General features: G+C 50.3%; 7 protein-coding genes. 5 read left to right on the top strand and 2 right to left on the bottom strand.

Annotated features, from left to right (window positions below; genetic code table 11):
• The first annotated feature begins 19 nt into the window (after positions 1-19).
• On the top strand, positions 20-1,558 hold the full coding sequence (locus ACOJUN_RS06555) for an HlyD family type I secretion periplasmic adaptor subunit (protein ID WP_422135858.1): 1,539 nt from the start codon (positions 20-22) through the stop codon (positions 1,556-1,558).
• A gap of 18 nt (positions 1,559-1,576) precedes the next feature.
• On the top strand, positions 1,577-12,856 hold the full coding sequence (locus ACOJUN_RS06560; RefSeq protein ID WP_422135859.1) for a VCBS domain-containing protein: 11,280 nt from the start codon (positions 1,577-1,579) through the stop codon (positions 12,854-12,856).
• An 8-nt stretch (positions 12,857-12,864) separates the two neighbouring features.
• Here the strand turns inward: ACOJUN_RS06560 and ACOJUN_RS06565 are convergent, their stop codons facing one another.
• Both ACOJUN_RS06565 and ACOJUN_RS06570 read right to left on the bottom strand, forming a co-directional pair.
• Positions 12,865-14,010, bottom strand: a complete 1,146-nt coding sequence (locus ACOJUN_RS06565) for a pentapeptide repeat-containing protein (protein ID WP_422135860.1) — start codon at positions 14,008-14,010, stop codon at positions 12,865-12,867.
• Between the two features lie 175 nt (positions 14,011-14,185).
• Positions 14,186-14,608: an ArsR/SmtB family transcription factor gene (locus ACOJUN_RS06570; protein WP_422135861.1), complete on the bottom strand. Its 423-nt coding sequence runs from the start codon at positions 14,606-14,608 to the stop codon at positions 14,186-14,188.
• A 245-nt stretch (positions 14,609-14,853) separates the two neighbouring features.
• Between ACOJUN_RS06570 and ACOJUN_RS06575 the strand changes: the two genes are divergently transcribed.
• The 3 genes from ACOJUN_RS06575 to gorA all read left to right on the top strand — a co-directional run bounded on the left by ACOJUN_RS06575 (position 14,854) and on the right by gorA (position 20,518).
• The gene (locus tag ACOJUN_RS06575) at positions 14,854-16,539 is read left to right on the top strand and encodes an NAD-dependent malic enzyme (protein ID WP_422135862.1); all 1,686 of its coding nucleotides are present in this window, start codon (positions 14,854-14,856) and stop codon (positions 16,537-16,539) included.
• Between the two features lie 532 nt (positions 16,540-17,071).
• Entirely contained in the window at positions 17,072-18,391 is a 1,320-nt protein-coding gene (locus ACOJUN_RS06580; RefSeq protein ID WP_422135863.1) for a dicarboxylate/amino acid:cation symporter, read from the top strand.
• Positions 18,392-19,150: 759 nt separating this feature from the next.
• A complete protein-coding gene (gene gorA, locus ACOJUN_RS06585; RefSeq protein WP_422135864.1) occupies positions 19,151-20,518 on the top strand; it encodes a glutathione-disulfide reductase in 1,368 nt (455 codons plus the stop codon).
• Positions 20,519-20,692 lie beyond the last annotated feature (174 nt).

Consider the following 20,692-nt stretch of genomic DNA (forward strand, 5'->3'; position numbering starts at 1 on the left):
GATTGAACAGGATCGTGCAATGAGCGAGTACAAGGACGATAAAAACACTTCTGAAATACCAGAAGATCAGCCTCATGAGACTTCGAATACTCAATCAACAACTCCGTCCCGGGAGGCAGAGTATGAAGTGAGTTCTGATGATCATGAAGTTCTGACCGAAGAAGCCGTGCTCGAAGAGCTGGAAGAACGGGACAGGCAGAGTGAAGAAGATGAAAACCTGAAGAATACTTCTTCACTGGAAGACAATGTCAGTGCAGAAGATCTGGAGTACATGTCTGATACCAGCGCTGCCATGTTAATGAAAGCCCCAAGAGGCGGCAGGCTGCTTATTTACACCATGCTGCTGGCTATTGGCTCTGCCATCACCTGGGCCAGTCTGGCACCACTGGATGAAATCACCCGGGGCATGGGAGAGGTCGTTCCCTCTTCTCATCTGCAGGTCATTCAAAACTTTGAAGGCGGCATACTGGAAGAGCTTTTTGTCCAGGAGGGTGAGCTGGTCAAGGAAGGGCAGCCGCTGCTGCAACTGGACGACACCCGCTTCAAGTCCACCTTCAGGGAAGGTGCCGTTGAGTATTACAGTGAGCTGGCCAAAGCCGCCAGACTTAGTGCTGAACTGTCCGGCAAGCCACTGAAATTTCCTCCCGAATTAAGTCATTACCAGGATTATGTGGATCGAGAGAGACAGATTTACCAGAGACGAGATGCCGGTCTTAAAGCCGAGCTTGATATTGTCAACAAACAAGCTTCTCAGGCCAAGCACGAACTGACCGCTTCCGAGTCACAACTGGAGTTTTTAACCACCAGTCTGGATCTGGGAGAAGAGGAGCTGGAATTGACCGAACCTCTGGCTGAGCAAGGCGTTATTTCTCACGTAGAAATGATTCAGCTCAGGCAGAGAGTCAACGATCTGGCCTCTGAGAAGAAGATGACAGAACTCTCCATTCCCAAGCTGAATGCAGCCTATCAGGAGGCCCTGGCACGTAAGCGAGAACTGACTGTCAAATTCCGGGAAGAAGTGGTTCAGGAGCTGAAAGACGTTGAAGTCAAACTGGACCAGATGTCTGAAACACAAACCAGTCTGGAAGATCAGGTAGTCAGGACACTGCTTCGCTCGCCGGTCGAAGGCATTGTTAAAAAGATCAATGTTAAAACCGTAGGCGGAGTTATACAGCCTGGAATGGATGTCATGGAAATTGTCCCGGTAGAGGAATCCCTGCTGGTTGAAGCCCAGATCGCTCCTAAAGATATAGGCTTTCTCAGGGAAGGCATGAAGTCTGTCGTTAAGCTGACCGCCTACGACTTTGCCGTCTATGGAGGGCTTGAAGGCTTGGTAGAGCACATAAGCGCAGACACGATAAAGGATGATAAAGGGGAAAGTTTCTACATCGTTCGCGTCAGAACCCATGAAAATCAGCTTGGCAACCCTGAAAAACCACTGGAAATCATCCCGGGTATGAAGGCTAACATCGATATTATCACCGGAGAGAAAACCCTGATGGAATATTTGATGAAGCCAATTCTCAGGGCCAGACAGAATGCTCTGACTGAGCGATAGACGCTTCAGGAAAGGAATATGCCTCCCAGCTCTGATGGTTCCATGTCTGTCATCGGCCACGTTCAGAAAACCGATGGTGATGTATTCGCCATCGCCCCTGATGGCAGCAAACGCATTCTTCAGGAAGGGGATCCCCTCTATCTCAATGACAGGGTAGTCTCTGAATCCAGTAGCCCTGTTTCTATTCTTCTTGTCAGTAGCGAAGTCATTGAGCTGAAGGGTCAGTCTCAGCTTGTCATGATGCAGGATATGCTTCTGCCTGCATCATCTGATACTGATGGCTCATCAGAAGCGGAAGAGATACTGGATGCTATTGCAGAAAGAGCAGATTCTGCCGCAATCGCCCCTATTAAAGTTAACCCTGTTGAAGTTTCTGAACCCTCTTCGTCAGAAGAACCTAACAGTTCCTCTCAAGATCCCAGTCAGGAAGCAAGCGATGGCTTATCCGGTGAAGTCGTTGTTCTGGAGAGAGATGCCACAGAATTAGAACAAAAAAGAGAGATTGAGCCGCTATCGGAATCATCAGAAGAAATTAAACAACCGCTTGAATCCATTCAACCATTGTTTGTACCCGAAAAGATCAATGAAGAATTAGCCAGCTCCTCTCCTGTCAATTATGCGCCCACCGCTCAAAACATGATTATGAATAACGGCGAAAGCGCTACAGAGCTGGAAGGCAAGCTCCAGGCCTTCGACGCCAACACCGGAGAAGCTCTAAAATTCAGCCTGGTCACTACTCCTGACTCAGGGCAGTTGATACTCAATGACGATGGCAGCTTTCGATTCCTGCCCGGGAGTGACTTCGATTACCTTGCAGCAGGTGAGCAAACGGTTGTTACTTTTATCTTTGAAGCCATAGACAGCAGCGGAGCCAGTTCAAGGGCTTCTGTCGATATCACCATCACAGGTGACAACAACGAAAGTATCAAGGATACCTCGGAAACTGCAAAGCCAGTATTAGCCGAGATTGTTCAGAGTGATGACGAAACAACCATCGATCTGCTCTCTCAGGCTTTTGACAAGGACCCTTCAGACACTCTCTCTGTGACTCAGTTACGACTGACTGAGGGCAACGAGGCCGGTGTCAGTATTGGCCTGGATGGCAACAGTCTCAGTATTGACCCCGAAGCCTATAAATATTTGGCTGCTGGCGAAACAGAAACCCTGACCTACGAATACCTGGTCACGAATTCCCGGGGAGAGTCCGTTTTAGAGTCTGTCACTATTACGCTCTCTGGCGACAATGATCAGCCTCAGGTCAGAGAAGCCGTCATTCAGACTTTTGATAAGAACAGCGATGACTTTAACGTTGACCTCTTGGCAGGTGCGTTCGATCTGGATTCATCAGACAACCTCAATGCCGTCTCTCTCAGGATAACAGCGGGGGATCCTTCAGGTATTACAATCGCTGACGATGGCAACAGTCTTGATGTGGATGCGTCTGCTTATGAGCATCTGGCTGGAGGCGAATCTGAAGTCATTGAGTACAGCTATGAAATAGAGGATGGGCAGGGTGGTGTTGTCAGCCAAAGTGCGTCCATTACCGTTGAGGGCACCAATGATAATCCGGAAGATATTGAACTCTCCGGTACCCGCATTGATGAAAACCAGGATGGTGCGGTTGTGGGTACTCTGTCTACCAGAGACAAAGACCTTTCTGACTCTCACACCTACACCATTGATGACCATCGCTTTGAAGTGGTAGACGGCGATCTCAAGCTGAAAGAAGGCATAGCCCTTGACCACGAAACCGATGACTCCGTTGATGTTAAGGTAACAACCACCGATGTTGATGGTGCCGCCTATTCAGAGAATTTTACCCTTGAAGTCAATGACATCAACGAAGCGCCTGTGGCCACAGACAGTTCGACCACTATCGATGAAGACAGCCTCTATCGTTTCACCCTGAATGACTTTCCCTACACTGACCAGGACGACGGTGACACGCTGAAAGCGATCGTCATTGAGACTATTCCAGCCAGTGGATCGCTGGAACTCAACGGCAGTCTGGTATCTGAAGGCGACGCCATCAGTCAGGCTGACATTTCGGCGGGCTTACTGACGTTCCTTCCTGTAGCCAATCAAAGTGCAGACAACTACACCCGCTTCAATTTCCGAGTGAACGATGGTGCCCTGTCTTCTGATATCCAGACTTTCACGATCACTGTCAATCCGGTAGACGATGCTCCCGTTGCGGGGAATCTTGATCTGGGATCAACTCCGGAAGATACCTCTTTTGTCATCACTGCTGCTGATCTTCTGGCTTCAGCCAGTGATATTGATGGGGACAGCCTGAGTATTCAATCCGTCACCCTGGCAGACCCTGCCACAGGCAGTCTGGCGAACAATCATGACGGTACCTGGAGCTACACACCCACTGCCCATTACTTCGGTGATGATGTTACTTTTAACTTCACCGTTTCAGATGGAACCTCAGGCGATGAAGCCAGCGCATCAGCCACACTTGACGTCATTTCTGTCAATGACGCAGCAGTAGTTGCCGGAGTTGATACCGGCTCCGTCACGGAAGACGATAACGCCACATTAACCACCAGCGGCAACCTGACCGTTACGGATGTTGATGCCAACGAAGCTGTTTTTCAGGCTGAAATACTTTCAGGAAGCCATGGGCAGTTATCCATTAACGCTGATGGCAGCTGGACTTACAGTGCTGATAACAGTCAGAGCACCATTCAGACATTGGGCGACGGAGACTCACTAAGAGACAGTTTCACAGTGCAGACTGCCGATGGTACACAGCATATTGTCACTGCCACTATTCATGGCACCAACGATGCGCCAGTAGTCAACGCAGGAGGCACTCTAGCTTACACAGAAAACGACAACCATCAGGTAATAGACAGTCATATCACTTTGACAGATATTGACTCTGCCACCATAGAGAGTGCCACGATCACGATCATCAGCAATTTCAGTTCAGCTGAAGACAATCTGGCTTTCACCGATCACAACGGGGTTTCCGGAAGCTGGGACTCATCAACCGGTACCATGACGCTCTCTGGAACTGCAACGGTCGCGCAGTATCAGGCAGCACTGAGAACGGTCACCTACTCAAACAGTTCTGACTCACCCTCTACCGCTGATCGCATCGTCAGCTTCAGTATTAACGACGGTCATAACAGCAGCCATATAGCCACCAGTACCATCACGATAAAGGCCGTCAATGATGCTCCGGTTACGGCAGGGACACTGGTGACGTCCGACGAAGATACACCTTATATCTTCAGCACATCTGACTTCGCCTTCTCTGACCCGGATGCCGGACAGACACTGCAAAGTATCAAAATCACTCAGCTGCCCCTGGCAGGTGAGCTGCTCTTTAACGGATCGGCTGTCACTGCGGGCACAGAAGTAACAAGGAACGAACTTTTAGCGGGCCGATTGAAATTTGAGCCGACTCAGAACGAACATGGCAACCTTTACGCCTCATTCGAATTTCAAGTCAGTGATGGCAACCTCTTCTCATCTTCAGCAACTTTCGACTTCAGCATTACATCGGTTAATGATGACCCAACGCTCAGCTCTGCCATTGCGAAAAATTTTGTTGAAGACTCGGCTTCAGTCAATATCGACCTGCTTGAGTCTGCTGCAGACGCTGATGCTGGTGATAACCTCTCCGTGACTCAGATCACCCTGTCATCCGGTGATGACTCTGGCATCACCATCAATGGCAACACCCTTACCGTTGACCCCGGCGCCTACGACTATCTTCCCGACGGAGTGACTGAAACCATTGTCTACAGCTATGACATCGAAGACGGCAATGGTGGCTCAGTTTCCCAGACAGCCACTCTGGTCATCACCGGTACAAACGACAGCGCACAGATAACAGGTCTTGATACAGCAACCATAACTGAAGACAGTCATGCCAGCACCCTGACAACCTCAGGCTCCCTCACCATCACTGATGCTGATCAGGGTGAAGCCCAGTTTCAAGCTGAAACCCTCACCGGAACTTATGGTGATCTTGTTATTGATGCCAGCGGACAATGGACTTATACGGCTGATAATACACTTCTGGAGATCCAGAGGCTGGGCGACGGTGATACTTTAAGTGAAACCTTCACAGTCACTGCGGCAGGTGGTGATAACCACAATGTAGCTGTTAGTATCGACGGCAGCAACGATGCTCCCACTATCAGCAGCGTTACCGATGTCGCCGGAGCTGTGACTGAGATTGTCGACGGTGGTGCGGGTGAGAACAGCAACACCCTGACCGACACCGGCTCCTTCACCATCGCCGATGTGGATCTTTCAGATCAGCAGAGTGTCAGCGTCAGCGCCGCAGCCAATGGTTATCTGGGTAGCCTGACTGCCATGGTAGCAGACGACACCCAGGCCGATGGTACTGGCCGCATCGACTGGAGTTTCAGTGTTAATGATGCCGACATTGATTATCTGGGTGACGGTGAGATCCTGACCCAGACCTACACCGTGACTGTTAACGACGGTGAGGGCGGCACCGTCGATCAGCAGGTGACTATTACCCTTACTGGCAGCAACGATGCTCCCACTATCAGCAGCGTTACCGATGTCGCCGGAGCTGTGACTGAGATTGTCGACGGTGGTGCGGGTGAGAACAGCAACACCCTGACCGACAACGGCTCCTTCACCATCGCCGATGTGGATCTTTCAGATCAGCAGAGTGTCAGCGTCAGTGCCGCAGCCAATGGTTATCTGGGTAGCCTGACTGCCACGGTAGCAGACGACACCCAGGCCGATGGTACTGGCCGCATCGACTGGAGTTTCAGTGTTAATGATGCCGACATTGATTATCTGGGTGACGGTGAGATCCTGACCCAGACTTATAGCGTCACTGTCGACGATGGCGAAGGCGGTACAGTAGCTCAGCAGGTAACTATTACTCTGACTGGCACCAACGATGTGGCAGTAATCACGGGTGATGACAGTGGCAGCGTCACTGAGGACGTCGGCAACACCCTCATGACTTCCGGCACCCTGAGTATCACCGATGTCGATGGCGGCGAGGCCAGTTTCACCCCAGAGACCATCACCGGCACCTACGGCTCACTGACCATTGATGGCAGTGGCACATGGAGCTATTCGGCCAGTAACAACCATGCTGATATTCAGGCTCTGGGCAATGGTGACACTTTGACCGAAACCCTTACGGTTCGGACTTTGGATGGCACCACCCGCAATATTGTCATTACCATTAACGGCACCAACGATGCGGCAGTCATCACCGGCGATGACAGTGGCAGCGTCACTGAGGACGCCGGCAACACCCTCATGACTTCCGGCACCCTGAGTATCGCCGATGTCGATGGCGGCGAGGCCAGTTTCACCCCAGAGACCATCACCGGCACCTACGGCTCACTGACCATTGATGGCAGTGGCAGCTGGAGCTATTCGGCCAGCAACAACCATGCTGATATTCAGGCTCTGGGAAATGATGACACTTTGACCGAAACCCTTACGGTTCGGACTTTAGATGGCACCACCCGCAATATTGTCATTACCATTAACGGCACCAACGATGCGGCAGTCATCACCGGCGATGACAGTGGCAGCGTCACTGAGGACGCCGGCAACACCCTCATGACTTCCGGCACCCTGAGTATCGCCGATGTCGATGGCGGCGAAGCCAGTTTCACCCCAGAGACCATGACCGGCACCTACGGCTCACTGACCATTGATGGCAGTGGCAGCTGGAGCTATTCGGCCAGTAATAACCATGCTGATATTCAAGTTCTGGGCAATGGTGACACTTTGACCGAAACCCTTACGGTTCGGACTTTGGATGGCACCACCCGCAATATTGTCATTACCATTAACGGCACCAACGATGCGGCAGTCATCACTGGCGATGACAGTGGCAGCGTCACTGAGGACGTCGGCAACACCCTCATGACTTCCGGCACCCTGAATATCACCGATGTCGATGGCGGCGAGGCCAGTTTCACCCCAGAGACCATCACCGGCACCTACGGCTCACTGACCATTGATGGCAGTGGCACCTGGAGCTATTCGGCCAGTAACAACCATGCTGATATTCAGGCTCTGGGCAATGGTGACACTTTGACCGAAACCCTTACGGTTCGGACTTTGGATGGCACCACCCGCAATATTGTCATTACCATTAACGGCACCAACGATGCGGCAGTCATCACTGGCGATGACAGTGGCAGCGTCACTGAGGACGCCGGCAACACCCTCATGACTTCCGGCACCCTGAGTATCACCGATGTCGATGGCGGCGAGGCCAGTTTCACCCCAGAGACCATCACCGGCACCTACGGCTCACTGACCATTGATGGCAGTGGCACCTGGAGCTATTCGGCCAGTAACAACCATGCTGATATTCAGGCTCTGGGCAATGGTGACACTTTGACCGAAACCCTTACGGTTCGGACTTTGGATGGCACCACCCGCAATATTGTCATTACCATTAACGGCACCAACGATGCGGCAGTCATCACCGGCGATGACAGTGGCAGCGTCACTGAGGACGCCGGCAACACCCTCATGACTTCCGGCACCCTGAGTATCGCCGATGTCGATGGCGGCGAGGCCAGTTTCACCCCAGAGACCATCACCGGCACCTACGGCTCACTGACCATTGATGGCAGTGGCAGCTGGAGCTATTCGGCCAGCAACAACCATGCTGATATTCAGGCTCTGGGAAATGATGACACTTTGACCGAAACCCTTACGGTTCGGACTTTGGATGGCACCACCCGCAATATTGTCATTACCATTAACGGCACCAACGATGCGGCAGTCATCACTGGCGATGACAGTGGCAGTGTCACTGAGGACGCCAGCAACACCCTCATGACTTCCGGCACCCTGAGTATCACCGATGTCGATGGCGGCGAGGCCAGTTTCACCCCAGAGACCATCACCGGCACCTACGGCTCACTGACCATTGATGGCAGTGGCACCTGGAGCTATTCGGCCAGTAACAACCATGCTGATATTCAGGCTCTGGGCAATGGTGACACTTTGACCGAAACCCTTACGGTTCGGACTTTGGATGGCACCACCCGCAATATTGTCATTACCATTAACGGCACCAACGATGCGGCAGTCATCACCGGCGATGACAGTGGCAGCGTCACTGAGGACGCCGGCAACACCCTCATGACTTCCGGCACCCTGAGTATCACCGATGTCGATGGCGGCGAGGCCAGTTTCACCCCAGAGACCATCACCGGCACCTACGGCTCACTGACCATTGATGGCAGTGGCAGCTGGAGCTATTCGGCCAGTAACAACCATGCTGATATTCAGGCTCTGGGCAATGGTGACAGCCTGTCCGAGACCCTGACGGTTCAGTCTTTGGATGGCACTACCCACAATATCGTTATTACCATTAATGGCGCCAATGACGGTCCAGCTATTGATGCGGGTACGCCAGACCAGTCTGCAACCGAAGAACAGGTATTCAGCTACCAGGTACCTGCAAACGCTTTTTCCGACATAGACGGTGACAACCTGACTTATTCTGCCACACTGGATGATGGCAGTCCGTTACCCGCATGGCTGTCATTCGATCCATCCAATGGCACTTTTTCCGGAACACCCGATGACCCGGATCTTGGACAAATCACCATCAAAGTGACTGCCAGCGATGGTATCCTCACTGTTTCAGATCAATTCAAAATTAATGTTGCAGGGGTCAACGATGCTCCGAAACTGGTTGGCACCCTTAATAATCAGATGGTGGCGGAAGAATCTGCTTTCAGTTACACCATTCCGGCAAATGCTTTCTCCGACGCAGAGGGCGACACACTGACTTACAGCGCCAGTCTGGCCGATGGCAATCCCCTGCCCGCATGGCTGACGTTCGATGCCGGAACCCGAACCTTCAGTGGAACACCTGATGATCCTGATGTTGGCAATCTGTCAGTCAAGATTTCCGTTTCGGATGGTTCAGAGACAACGGATGTTTTCTGGTCAATGAATGTCACGGCTGTCAACGATGCCCCTGAATTGTCGGGCAGTCCTCTTATCAGCGGAGTTGAGGCAGCCTACAGTTTCTCAGATAACACGGACATTTCAGGTAACGGTAACAACCTGACCCTCAGTGGCAGTGCCACACTGGGCAGCGGACATAACGGCGGTCAGGCCTTTGAAATGAATGGCAGCTCCGGTGGTGGTGAGATTTCGGGGCTTAAGATCGGTGGAGCCCTGACCATTTCTGCCTGGGTGAAATACGACAGCCTGAATCAGAACTGGTCCAGAATAATAGACTTCGCGAATGGTCCTGCCGACAACAATATTCTACTGGCTCATATCGGCACATCGAATGATCTCGCTTTTGAAATCTATGACGGGGCAGGCTACCCCGCAGACGGTCAGCTCCATATCAGCAACTTTTTTACCGAAGGTGAGTGGGTTCACCTGACAGCCACTATCGATAATACCGGAGCAATGCGGATCTATAAAAACGGAGAGCTGGCCGGAGAGAATCTCAACGGGGCTGTTCTTCCGGAGATTGTCCGATCAGGCAACTATGTCGGCAAGAGCCATTGGGGTCATGATGGTGATCTGGACGGCTCAATAGACGATTTTGCTGTTTTCAACAGTGCCTTGAGTGCTCATCAGGTCAAAGCCGTCTATGAAGCTGACTCAGTAGAAAATCTCATCAGCGATGCCTTCCATGTTATCGAACAGAGTCCCAACAGCACTGTCCTTGGCTCAGTAGCGGCGACGGATATTGATAATGCCAGTAACCAGCTGACTTACACCTTGAGTAACGATGCCGGTGGCCGCTTCACCATAAACAGTTCAACCGGTGAAATTTCAGTGGCTGACAGCACACTGCTGGACCATGACAGCAACGCATCTCACACGATTACGGTGCAGGTGAGCGATGGCCAGCTCAGCAGTACTCGCGATTACACGGTTTTTGTTAACAGCAGCACGCTGTCTACCGATGAGGATACCAGCTATGCCCTCACTCTGACCGATCTGAGTCACAGCGATCAGGAAGCGGCTGCCATGACCCAGATCAAGCTATCAACCTTACCTGATGAGGGAACCCTGAAGCTGAATGGCGTTGCTGTGACGCAAGATCAGGTCATCAGCAAAGCGGATATTGAAGCAGGTCTTCTGGTCTTTGAGCCAGACAGCAACGAAGCCGACGATAACTACACGTCTATCGGCTTCAAAGTACACGACGGTAACAGCTATTCTGGTGAGTATACCCGGACATTTGATGTGGCAGCGGTGGCGGACAGCGTCACCATGAATAATATCGGCTCTGAAGTGTTGAATAGTACCTTTGATGGCAACAACACTGATGGCTGGCAACGAACCAACCCTTACGGCATCAGCCATTCAATGGTTAAGAATAATCGGCTGAATAACTATTATTCAACTGAGAGCTATAGAAACATTGATACCAGTGACAGTTCTGTTCAGACGTACGAATTAACCTTCATCCTTCACCATGAGAGAAATCTACACCATACCACCAACATCAGGGTGAAATGGAATGGACAGACAGTCGCAACCTATACGGAAGCTCCCGGTTCAGGTACCCATACATCGACCAAAACGATCCTGTTAAACGCAACGGGTAATCCCACTACAGAGCTGCGATTCGACGAAGATATCAATGTGTTTTACCTGGACAATATCCGGATCACCAAAGTGCGTGCTACGGATGAGGATACCGCTTTCAATCTGCCGGATCTCGGCATCACCCAGGTCGACAGCGACGGTTCTGAAACGCTGACCGTTTCTGCCGATGGCGTACCTGCCGGAGCAGTGCTCACTGATGGCAGCCACTCAATAACAGCAGATGGAACCGCTGTCGACATTTCCGGCTGGGACTTCGCTAATCTGCAAATAACACCACCGGCAGACAGCACAGATACTATGAATCTGACGTTCACAGCCACCACGACAGAAAGTAATGGTGACAGTTCATCAGTCAGTGAGAGCTTGTCCATCAGGGTCAACTCGGTAGATGACAAACCAGTATCGTCAGACAACAGTCTTTTATTAAAACAGACGGACAGTTACACATTCAGTACCGAAGATTTCAGCTTCACCGATGGTGATGCCGGTGACAGCCTGCAATCCATTACCATCACCTCTCTGCCCGCTTCCGGCGCTTTAACGCTGAATGGTGCTGCTGTGACAGCCAATCAGGTCATTACCGCAGCAGACCTTGGCAATCTGACCTATACCGCTCCAGCCACTGATCCGGATGTTGGCACCAGTTTTGGTTTTACGGTGAGCGATGGCAGTCTTTCCAGTGATCCACAAACATTCAGCCTTAATGTAAGAGGTACTTACTCTCAAAACCTGCTGACTAATGGCAGTGCTGAGAATGGCACCTCTGGCTGGAATATTATTGCAAACGGTGGTGATGGCTGGGGTTCAGGCAATAGCAGTCACGACGGCGACGGTCAGAGTTGGGTTACTTCCAATGCCTGGGCGAAAAAGTCACAAACGGTGGATCTTCTGGCCAAAGGGTTTACCGAACAATATCTGGATTCTGCTCCTGACATCAGTGTCAGCGACTGGTTTAAAGATAACGGTGCCAACGATGATTATTACCTGAAAGTTGAACTGCGGGACGCCAGCAATAATGTTATTGCTTCCTACGACACCGGAACATTGACTGCAACCGACAACTGGCAGGAGGCTGCTAATACCTTCAGTAATTATGGTGCCGGTGTCCGCTATGTTTATTTTGAACACGGCGCTAAAGACCAGGAAAACCTGAGTGGTCATCACGGGGCAAGCATTGACGACTCAGAAGTGGTATTAAAGATTGGTGATGTTGATCTGGTGGGTACCAATTCCGGAGAAATTATTGATGGTACAGTTCAGTCCGACACTCTCAGAGGTGAAGGGGGTGCAGACACCCTTCTTGGTGATGCCGGTGACGACCTGATATTTGGTGGTGCGAGTAAAGACATCATCACAGGCGGAGCAGGCGATGACATTCTCTCGGGGGATGATGATAGCGATACCTTTGTCTGGCTTGCTTCTGACCTGGGGTCAGCCGCTAATCCTGCCGAGGATGTCATCAAGGACTTTAACACAGGCTCCGGTGGGGACGTTATAGATCTAAGTGATGTCCTGGTGGATAATTCAACGCCTCTGGACCAGTACCTGAGCCTGAACTTTGATAACGGCGACACCACCATCGAGGTGATGCCAGACGCTGACGGTGATATTACCCAGAAGATTAAGCTGGAAGGTGTTGATCTCTCAGGCTACGGGGGAGGCAGTACCGACGCACAAATCCTTAACAACCTGATTAGTGACGGCAACCTTCAAATCGATTGATTCGACAGTCATTCGATTAAAGTTTCTCCATCCAGACCTGTGTGGTTCATGGTCCAGGCTCCAAAATCAGAATCCCGAATCATGGCACCAATAAAAGAGCTGCGATCAAACCTTGCATGATTGAACTCTGCCTGATCAATAGTAACATGATCCAAACGACAGTGGACAAATGATGGGCTTTCTTCCAAACTGTAACACTCCCTGAACTGACCCTGCTCAAAAATCACTTCGTTAAACTGGGTGCCTTCCATTAAAGCTGAATCCATATCGACCCGGGTAAAATAACTGTTCGAAATCCGGGTCCTGACCAGCTTGGGAACATTGAATTCGCAGTCGGTCATAATCACCTTGTTCAAATTGCCACCCGAAAACACCGGCCCTTCCTGAAAACTGTCACAGCCTCTGAACTGACAGTCTTCCATTAAAACGTTATTGAAGTGAGTACTTGTCAGTGTGCAATCCCTGAACTCTATATTCCTGAGCTGGGAGCCGGTAAAGTTCGCATCATCCAGAAATCCGTGAATAATCTGGCTGTTGTGCATCTTTAAACCCATGCATGAGCTGTTATGAAAACTTTGAGCCCCCATATTGCAGCTATCAATGACAGCATTATCCAGACAACTTTGGTCAAAATTAACAGCAAACAGATTGCAATCCACCAGACGCGCCTCATCCAGCCGGCAATGCCTCAGATCAGCACCTTCCAGGGAAGAATCTTCGAAGATGGCACCCCTCAGATCGGCACCTCTGAAATCAGCCCCGGATAAATTACAGCCTTTAAATCGGGCTCCCCGCAACTGTGCCTTTCTGAAGTTACTGCCCTTCAAGTCCGTTTGATTAAAACAGACCCTTTCAAGATCTCTGCCCTCCAGCACTGCACCTTTGAGTACCTGTCTGGGAGGAAAGTTCATACCGGGATGTAAAAGATCGAGAAGTTCACTCGCAAAATCATCAGATGCCGGAGTATTGGTCACGACTCGAGCTTCTCTGGCCGGGTCGATAGCAATACTGTATTCACCCAAGCCTTTCAGCAGGATGGTACTTTTTCCATCAAGGCCTGAGGTTCTGATTTCCTCTGTTTCCAGTACATCAAACCTGCCCAATCCTTGTCGTGCATTCTGACGGGTATCTTTATTTTTCCCTGAATCGGACACCACTGCGCCTCCCTGGCTGATACTTTTTGCGATCAAATTTGGACATCATCGCCATGAATGCGGGGATGATTGTCTTAGCTTGCGGCTGTTTATTAGAGTCGTCCGATGAACGGTAAAGTTTAGAATGCGGCCATCCAAAGATACTGTTCGCCAAGTGCAGTAAAACTCTAGACTCTCAGTCGGAGGGCTCCATAACATGATTGGCAAGATCCAACACAACATGCCGTATATGATGGTCATCAAGCTCATAGAATACCTGTTTACCACGGCGGGAAGATTTGAGAATTCTGGCTTCTCTGAGCCCTTTGAGGTGATGGCTGGTCAGTGGTTGAGACATACCTGATATTTCTGACAGGCAACAGACCGGTTGTGGTTCATCAATACAGGCCATAACCAGTTTGAGGCGCCCTTCATCCCCCAGCAGCCTGAAAAGTGAGGCCAGCCTGGCCAAATGCTCTGAAGACATTTCTGGTAATTCAGTACAACAGGGCTGATGGAGTTCAGTCATATAGGAGTTACGTTGTAAAAAGTAGATTGAGTTCAAGCCGCCATGGGCTAAAAATATCAGCTCATGCCGGATTAATACAATTAGTGCCATCGACAGAGGCGAATCCTGTAACAAACACGCATGGGTGCTTCGGCTTTTCCTGTCTATTTAAGATTTAGATCAGGATTTATCCTAAGCGGCCGTTATTGACAGTGATAGACACCCTTGCAAGCTGGTATAAAGTCCAGAATCCAGGGGTTTGTCCGTCATAGCCCACACATTGCACGAAGTGCAGCTAATTTCATTGTGGGTTTAACATCTGATGCACTCTCCAGAACCACCACTGGAACTGAATAATGACCGACCTAGATTCCAACAGCATTCATACTGGCCTTTCAGGTCGTATGCTTCTTGAAAATCCTTTGCTGAACAAGGGCACTGCCTTTACTTTTGAAGAACGCAGCGAACTGGACCTCCATGGTCTGTTGCCACCCCGTGTAGAAACATTGGAAGAGCAGTGTCGCCGCGCCTATAAATCTTTTGCGATCAAGCCCACTCCTATTCTCAAACATATTTACCTGCGCTCACTGCAAGATACCAACGAAACGCTTTTCTACGCTCTGGTTCAGCGTCATCTTCAGGAAATGTTGCCTATCATCTACACCCCTGTGGTAGGTCAGGCCTGTCAGCGATACAGCGATCTTTATCGTCGTCCTCGCGGCCTCTACATCTCTTTCCCTGAGCGCGCTCAGATTGATGCCATGCTGGCAAACTTCAAGCGCAACATTGAAGTCATCGTAGTGACTGATGGTGAGCGTATCCTGGGTCTGGGCGACCAGGGTATTGGTGGTATGGGTATCTGCATCGGTAAACTATCTCTTTACTCTGCCGTGGGTGGCATTACGCCCAACCTGACAATGCCCATTACTCTGGATTGTGGCACTAACAACAAAAAACTGCTGAAAGATCCCAATTACCTGGGATGGCGACATGAGCGCATCGGTGAGGACGATTATTTCGAATTTGTCGATAAGTTTATCCAGACACTTAAACGTCGCTGGCCAAACGCCCTGCTGCAATTTGAAGACTTCGCGATCAACCACGCTACGCCTCTGCTGGAAAAGTACCGTGATCAGCTCTGCACCTTTAACGATGATATTCAGGGCACGGCCGCTGTTACTGCTGCTACCCTGATGGCTGCAGCCAAGGCTGCTGGCAAATCCATTGAAGATCTGAGCGTTGCTTTCCTGGGTGGAGGCTCTGCAGGCTGTGGGATCGCTGAACAAATTATCCGTCTGATGGTGGGTCGCGGACTGTCTGACGAGGAAGCTCGCAAGCGCATCTACATGGTTGATCGTGACGGCCTGGTGCACGACCAGATGAAAGGCCTCCGTCCATTCCAGCAGAAGCTGACTCAGCGTTTTGCTGATATTCAAGGCTGGTCAGCCGAGGGCACAGTGTCGCTGGCGGATGTCGTTCGCATTGCCAAGCCAGATGCCATCATTGGTGTTTCCGGTCAACCCGGCCTGTTCACTCAGGAAATTATTGAGAACATGTCGATCAACCACGAGCAGCCCATTATTTTCCCACTCTCGAACCCGATCAGTCAGGTGGAAGCTCTGCCCGAAAACATTATCAAATGGACTAACGGCAAGGCTCTGATTGCTACTGGCAGCCCGTTTGAGCCGGTTCAGCTCAATGACAGCGCTTACCCGATTGCCCAGTGCAACAATATCTATATTTTCCCCGGTCTGGGTCTGGGTGTGCTGGCTTCCGGCGCCTGTCGCATTACTGACAAGATGCTCGACGTTGCTGTAGAAACACTGGCACTCGCTTCTCCTGCTCTGGTGAGCAGAGAAGCACCTCTTCTGCCTTTGTTGGATCGCATCCAGCATGTCACCAACGATATTGCTCTCGCTGTTGCTCTTCAGGCCCAGAAGGACGGTCTGGCCCCGATCACTGAGTTGACTGATCTGGAACAAAAGATCAGAACAAAACGCTGGAGCCCCGAGTATCGCCGCATTCGCATGTCCTTCTGCTAGATTGCCCTTCTGATAATAGCATCACTCTCCAATTGCACGTCGTAAGACGTGCAATTGGTCTCTCTTTATCCCATTACTCTGCCTTTTTTATCGCTATCATAAACTCCTGAAAGCTTGGACGCTCATTTCAAGGCCCAATCAGACCAGACTGAATAACATTTTAAAAAAAGCCGCCAAGAAGTAGTTATATCCACCAGATATTCAATATAAATCGAGAAATAGTGTCATAAATAGCGGGTTATTATCACTATTTATCCCTTTATTGATCTATATCAAACCTGCTTCGTACCAAACAAACTTAAGCTGTAAGAGAAATCGGGGACTCCGGTTCAATTTTTTGATCGGTACAACCCTGCCGAAAAAACCGGCGGGTCAGTTTAATTCCATAAGCGTTCAAAGAAATCGCTTGGGTTACTCAGCAATAAGACCTCCAAGAAAGTCTGATCTGACATGCCTCCGGCATAATTCTCTCTCGCAACACAAAGACAAGCGAACAGTGAGAGATACGTGTTTGGTAACATAGGAAATAAATATGAAGCAGTGGATTCGACTTTCACTCACAACCAAAGTGCTGATCGGCATGGTGGCAGGCCTGGCTATTGGCCTGATAATGCGTCAGTTTACAGGTAATACTTTTATTGAGCATTACCTGGTAAATGGCGTATTCAACGTCATAGGTCAAATATTTCTGACCGCTCTGAAAATGATAGTAGTACCTCTGGTATTCACCTCCATCGTATGCGGTACCTGCTCCCTCAAAGACGTAACAGTACTGGGTCGTCTGGGCGGAAAAACAGTCGCTTTTTACCTGCTTACGACCTGTATTGCCATCAGTCTGGCTATGGGTCTGGCTCTGCTTGTCAGCCCGGGTGAAGGTGCCAACCTGGAAAGTGCTTCTTCTTATGCCGCCTCCACCGCACCTTCGCTGTCTGAAGTCATCATCGGCATGTTCCCGGCTAACCCTATCGAAGCCATGGCCTCCGGTAACACACTGCAAATCATCGTATTTGCCTTGCTGTTCGGTATTGCCATTGCTGCTGCGGGTAAACCTGCTGAGCCTATCGTCAAGATTTTTGTGGCTCTGAACGAAGTCATGATGAAGCTGACTACTTTGATCATGAACCTGGCACCTTACGGTGTGATGGGGCTGCTGGCCAAGCTGTTCTACTCAATTGACCTGGGTGCTATCGGTAACCTGATTCAGTATTTCCTGGTCGTTCTGGGGGCTCTGGCTCTGCAGCTGTTCATCACATACTGCGGTCTGTTAAAAATCACTACAGGTCTGAGTCCGCGCATCTTCCTGAAGAAAATGCAGGATGCCTTCATGTTTGCCTTTACCACAGCCTCCAGTAACGCCACTATCCCGGTCACTATGGAAGGCGTAACTCGTCGTATGGGTGTTAGCAATAAGGTGGCCTCTTTCACCATCCCCCTGGGCAGTACCATCAACATGGACGGTACCGCCATCATGCAGGGTGCTGCGACGGTCTTTATCGCCCAGGCCTTTGGTGTAGATCTGAGCATGGGTGACTATCTGATGGTGATCGTCACAGCCACTCTGGCTTCTGTCGGTACTGCGGGTGTACCCGGAGTGGGTCTGGTTATGTTGGCGATGGTTCTACAGCAGGTAGGCCTGCCTCTGGAAGGTATTGCCCTGATCATGGGTGTAGATCGCCTGCTGGATATGGTACGTACCGCTGTCAATATAACAGGCGACAGTGTTGTAACCTGTATCGTTGCCAAGAGCGAAGGCGAGATGGATCTGAAGGTTTATAACGATCTTGAAGCCGGTGAAAGCGATGAGAACATCGACTTCCACCACATCGGTGAGCAGCAGGTCCGGACTGCCTGATTGATCACTGACCACAACAGAGCGTAGCCCCAAGGCTACGCTCCTCCCACCTACTCAAACTTACCCATCCCTGCTGCACAGTTCAGCAATTCAGCCTCCTGTAAGCCTGACTCATCAGAACCACTGTTCGGCAACATAAATTCAGAGCGTCAAACGAGCGTTAACAGTCGTCAGTCAGAAACAAGGAGATGAAGGAATAGAGAGTTTTAACGGAAGGTAATTGAACATAAAAATAAGCGGATTGGTTTACAGGCTGTGTGGATAATGGCTTTATTATCCTTCCATGTATGTCCGGATGCTCGCGTTGCTTCTGCAATTCTTCTCAGCTCCGGTTTCCCTGTTGGTTGCTACACCACAAAAAAACACCCTATAAACCAATCCGCTTGTACGGTCATCGACTTTTATTATTGTTTTTATCAGTCGATTCATCTGCCTCATTATTGTTTTTATTTTCGGCAGTTTTTCTTGCTTTCGACCCTATGTATACAATCGACGTGCCAATTTTTTGGAAACTGGCCACACCCCTTGGCATACGTACAATCCGACGCAAGACCCCACCCCAATAGGTATTTTTATCCAGCCTGAATGTGTTACCTGTGGGAAGTAGTCCCGTAACAGTGAGATATTGACGTAACGCTTACAGAATTTCATAAACTGAGAATACCCCGGGCAACGGGGATTTTGACTGAGAGATTTAAATTCGAGAGATTGCCCATATAGTGTCTTTATAATCGCACTTGGAATTTATCGGAAATAATCATGACTACAGATACTCATTTTGACTACCTGGTCATTGGTGGTGGTAGCGGCGGCATAGGTACTGCTAATCGAGCTGCCATGTACGGCACAAAAGTTGGTCTTATTGAAGCCAAACACCTCGGCGGCACCTGTGTAAACGTTGGCTGTGTTCCCAAAAAAGCAATGTGGTTTGCAGGACAGATTTCCGATGCCATCCACTATGGTCCGGATTACGGTTTTGATCTGAACCGTGAAGAAATCCTGAAAAACTTCAGCTGGAGCAAGCTGGTTGAAAGCCGTGAGGCCTACATCAGTCGTATTCACCAGTCCTATGACCGGGTACTGGGTAACAACAAAGTAACCGTCATAAAAGGTTACGGTCGTTTTGTGGATGCCAAAACCGTTGAAGTGAACGGTGTTCAATACACGGCTGATCACATTACCATCGCCACCGGTGGTGAGCCTGCTGTCCCATCCATTCCAGGCGCTGAATACGGCATTGACTCTGACGGCTTCTTTGAACTGACAGAACGTCCTGAGCGTGTTGCAGTGCTGGGGGCCGGGTACATTGCCGTCGAACTGGCGGGGGTCCTCCATGCCCTGGGCAGTGAAACCCACCTGCTGGTTCGCAAGCACAAACCCTTGCGCAACTTCGACGACATGCTGTCCGATACTCTGGTTGAGATCATGGAAGCGGAAGGCCCGACCCTGCACACACATTCTGTACCCAAAGAGATCACCAAAGAAAGTGATGGCAGCCTGACCATCCATCTTGAAAATGGCAACAGCCTGACAGTTGATACGGTTATCTGGGCTGCAGGTCGTAAGCCACACACCCACTCCATCAATCTGGAAGCAGCGGGTGTCGAAACCGATGAGCGTGGCTACATTCCTGTCGACAAGTTCCAGAACACCAATGTGCCTGGTATTTATGCAGTCGGTGACAACATTGGCAAGATCGAACTGACACCGGTTGCAGTGGCAGCCGGACGTCGTCTGTCAGAAAGACTCTTCAACAACAAACCGGAAGAACACCTGAACTACGACAATATTGCGACTGTCGTCTTCAGTCACCCTACGATTGGCACCGTGGGTCTGAGCGAAAGCGAAGCCATTGAACGTCATGGTGAGAAAAACGTTAAGGTTTACACCAGTGGCTTCACCGCCATGTACAGTGCGCTGACCAGTCACCGTCAGCCAAGCCGCATGAAGCTGGTTACCCTGGGTAAAGAAGAGAAAATTGTTGGCATTCACACCATCGGTCATGGCTCCGATGAAATGCTGCAGGGTTTTGCCGTGGCGCTGAAAATGGGTGCAACCAAAGCAGACTTTGATAATACAGTGGCTATCCATCCGACCTCTGCGGAAGAGTTTGTCACCATGCGATAATCCATTTTCTCAAGAGACGTTCAGAGAAAGTGTTTTTCCCAACTCTCAGCCCATGCAGGTTCCGCTTATGGGATGAGAGTTTGTAACAGCTGCCTCATAAATAACGCCCACAACAGCTCCATTAGTGGATCTGTCCTTCTATATACAATGACGTTTTCAATCAACAAAAGTGAC

Source organism: Endozoicomonas sp. ALD040 (genome assembly GCF_049275945.1).
Taxonomy (GTDB): Bacteria; Pseudomonadota; Gammaproteobacteria; order Pseudomonadales; family Endozoicomonadaceae; genus Endozoicomonas_A.

Excerpts from the sequence above, each read along its gene's own strand:
- ACOJUN_RS06560 (WP_422135859.1), top strand. The coding sequence starts at position 1,577 with ATGCCTCCCAGCTCTGATGGTTCCATGTCTGTCATCGGCCACGTTCAG.
- ACOJUN_RS06570 (WP_422135861.1), bottom strand. The coding sequence starts at position 14,608 with ATGGCACTAATTGTATTAATCCGGCATGAGCTGATATTTTTAGCCCAT.
- ACOJUN_RS06580 (WP_422135863.1), top strand. The coding sequence starts at position 17,072 with ATGAAGCAGTGGATTCGACTTTCACTCACAACCAAAGTGCTGATCGGC.
- ACOJUN_RS06555 (WP_422135858.1), top strand. The coding sequence starts at position 20 with ATGAGCGAGTACAAGGACGATAAAAACACTTCTGAAATACCAGAAGAT.
- ACOJUN_RS06575 (WP_422135862.1), top strand. The coding sequence starts at position 14,854 with ATGACCGACCTAGATTCCAACAGCATTCATACTGGCCTTTCAGGTCGT.
- gorA (WP_422135864.1), top strand. The coding sequence starts at position 19,151 with ATGACTACAGATACTCATTTTGACTACCTGGTCATTGGTGGTGGTAGC.